We start from the raw sequence: 909 nt of genomic DNA on the forward strand, positions 1-909 counted from the left end.
TTGGAAAAACTGATTTTATCTTTTGGAGAGGGATTGCAAGTGGTGGAACCTGATTCTTTTAAAAACACAATAAAGCAGCGTTTATTAAGTAGTTTAGCAAATTATTAAGCAAATCTCGTATTTTCATTACCGGATTGATAAATCGCCATTCTTCATTCGTATTTATAATTTTGAATCATGGCGATTTCATAATCTCTTGCTTTATTTTTTCAAAAAAGTAATTTCACAAGCCTTGCAAAGCCTTTGTTCCTGTATGTATTCATTTATATCATACCAGCCTCCCGTTTTTTGCCAGATGTCAAGACCTCTTCCCAAAAGGATTTTCCAACCATTGTCTAAAACGACGGAACGATCATGAATGTTCTCGTCGAATTCATAGGTAAAAAGTATTCCGATGGATTCCAATGAATAGGTCATTTGTTCAAAGGCATCTTTGGCGCCTTCTATGTAATCTTCGTTATTGCTTGTAACAAGATGCAATTTTACTTCAACTTCCGGGTCTTTTTTCTCGGAAGCCAAACGTGCTAATTCCATGAAGTTTCTTAGTTGATATGGGAGTCTAACATAAGGGTCGATGATTCTTATGTCTGTGGCTCCAATCAGGTAGGCTCCAAATAAATTATCATAAGAAATTCCGGTTTGATTGTCTCTTATGATTTTTTGACCATCCAGTAATTCAAGTTTTACCGCTGTTTCTTTTGAAGTTATCGCTGTTTGATTGTCGTCTTTCGATACATCAAAAGTAGGTGGCACGCCGTGTTCCAGTACTTCTAATGTTTCAATTGATGTGACTTTTCTAGTGCTTTTATTGGTATAGCTGAAATCCACTTCTTCGAAAGTTTCATCCATTTTTTGCAGCTGCTGTTTTACTCGTTTTCTGCATTCAATGGCGAAATCTAATAGTTCTTT

General features: G+C 35.8%; 1 protein-coding gene. It reads right to left on the reverse strand.

What is annotated here, in order from left to right; all coding sequences use genetic code 11:
• Window positions 1–201 precede the first annotated feature (201 nt).
• The coding region (locus B2145_RS01630) for an MIT C-terminal domain-containing protein (RefSeq protein WP_291097448.1) at window positions 202–909 on the reverse strand (708 nt) is incomplete at its 5' end.

It is taken from the genome of Flavobacterium sp. UBA5153 (assembly GCA_002413745.1).
Classification (GTDB): domain Bacteria; phylum Bacteroidota; class Bacteroidia; order Flavobacteriales; family Flavobacteriaceae; genus Flavobacterium.